Here is a 2,226-nt window from a genome sequence, read left to right on the forward strand (position 1 = left end):
GCCATGCCCTCGGCCGCCCCGTCCGGGGCATCCCGACGGGCCAACACCACACCGGCACCGGCATCCGCCACCATGAACGCGACCCGCTCCACCGGAAGTTGCGGATCAATCGGCAGATACGCCGCCCCCGCCTTCCACACCGCCACAATCGCAGTCACCATCTCCACCCCACGCGGCAGACACAACCCCACCACCGACTCCGCACCCACACCCCGACCCACCAAACACCGCGCCAACCGATCCGCCGCCGCATCCAACTCCCGATACGACACCTCCACCCCGCCGGCCACCACCGCCACCGCATCCGGAGTCCGCACCACCTGACGCTCGAACAACTCGACAACCGTGCCGTCGTCGACACCCTCGACCGCCGTGTCGTTCCACCCCACCAACACCTGGTGGCGCTGCTCGGAATCGAGCAGATCCACACCGTGCAGCCGCACCCGCGAAGTCGCGGTCACCGTCTCCAACACCCTCGCGAACCAAACCGCGATCCGTTCCGCCGTCGACCTGTCAAACAGATCCGCCGCCACGGTCACCGCGCCGCGCAGGCCCGCCGGGCGCCCCTGGGCGTCGAACGTCTCCACTGCGGCAACGTCAACATCGAACTTCGCTGCGGTGCTCGCCCAGGTCGACAAAGACCCGCTCCCGGTGGACACCTGGGGAAGGCTCACTGTGCCGCCCTCGGCATTTTGCACGCTCAGCATCACTTGGAACAGCGGATGCCGCCCCAACGACCGGGCCGGAGCCAACTCCTCCACCAGCCGCTCGAACGGCACGTCCTGATGCTCCAGCGCACCGAGGCACGCCTGCTGGACCCGGTCCAACACCTCGACGAACGTCGGGTCACCAGACAGATCGGTGCGGATCACCAAGGTGTTGACGAAGAAGCCGATCAGATCGTCCATCGCCGGATCGGTACGCCCCGCCACCGGGAATCCGATCGGAATATCCGTGCCGGCACCCAACCGGGACAACAACACCGCCAGCGCCGACTGCAACACCATGAACGTGGTCGCGCCCTCGGACCGAGCAAGCTCCACCAGCCGCTGATGCACCTCGGCCGGCACCCGCAACGGCACCATGTGCCCACGATGACTCGCCACCATGGGCCGCCGCCGATCAACCGGCAACGACAGTTCGTCCGGCGCTCCCACCAACGTCTCGCGCCAGTAGGCCAGTTGAGTCGACAGCAAGCTGTCCGGATCGGATTCCTCCCCCAACAACTCCCGCTGCCACAACGCGTAATCGGCGTACTGCACCGGCAGGGCTTCCCACCCCGGCGCCTCACCCCGCAGCCGTGCGGCGTACGCGACCGACAGATCCCGCCTCAACCGGGTCATCGACCAGCCGTCGCTGGCGATGTGATGGGTCACCAGGACCAAGACATACGTATCCGCATCATCCGGCTCACCGGCTCCGGGCTCGGCCGCACCGGTCTGAAACAGAGACGCCCGGATCGGCACCTCGCCCGCGAGATCGAACGCGTACTGGGTTGCCTCCGTCACCGCTTGCGCCAGTCCCGCCGGACGTACCTGGCGCACCTGCAACCGCCAGTCCACGTCGGACATATCCAGGATTCGCTGGTACGGCTCACCGTCCACGGCGGGGAACACCGTCCGCAGAGACTCATGCCGACCAATGACATCCCGTAACGCCGCTTCCAAGGCGGGAAGGTCCAACTCACCGCTCAGCCGCACCACTGTCGGAAGGTTGTACAGCGAGCTCGGGCCTTCCAACTGACCGAGGAACCACAAACGGCGCTGCGCAAATGAGAGCGGTATCATCACTTCCCCTTACGCATTGGCCGCAACGCGGGTCGATTCGACTTCTGTTGTCCCAGGTTCTTCGCGAGTTCCGCCGGGGTTGGCTTCTTGAACAGCACCCGCAGCGGCAGTTCCACGCCCAACTCAGCCCGTACCCGCGACGCCAACCGCATCGCCAGCAGCGAGTGCCCACCCAGCCGGAAGAAGTCGTCGTCCACCCCGACCTGGTCGAGCCCCAGGACCTCGGCGAACACCTCACACAGAGTGGCCTCGGTCGCATTGGCCGGAGCCCGGCCCCCGCCCGCACCCGCGGCGTAATCCGGTGCCGGCAACGCCCGCCGATCCAGCTTCCCGTTCACCGTCAACGGCAACCCGTCCAACACCACCACGGCAGAGGGCACCATGTACTCCGGCAACCGCGCCCCCGCCAACTCCCGCACCAGAGCAGGCAGATCCTCTT

Annotated in this window: 2 protein-coding genes; both read right to left on the bottom strand. The window is 66.9% G+C overall.

The window, feature by feature from the left end; genetic code table 11:
• Positions 1-1,787, bottom strand: a 1,787-nt coding sequence (locus ACIBK4_RS50460) for a condensation domain-containing protein (RefSeq protein ID WP_399006969.1), incomplete at its 3' end; no start/stop codon positions are given.
• Positions 1,787-2,226, bottom strand: a 440-nt coding sequence (locus tag ACIBK4_RS50465) for a phosphopantetheine-binding protein (protein ID WP_399006971.1), incomplete at its 5' end; no start/stop codon positions are given. The genes ACIBK4_RS50465 and ACIBK4_RS50460, both read right to left, overlap by 1 nt.

The organism is Streptomyces sp. NPDC050528 (genome assembly GCF_044457795.1).
Taxonomy (GTDB): domain Bacteria; phylum Actinomycetota; class Actinomycetes; order Streptomycetales; family Streptomycetaceae; genus Streptomyces.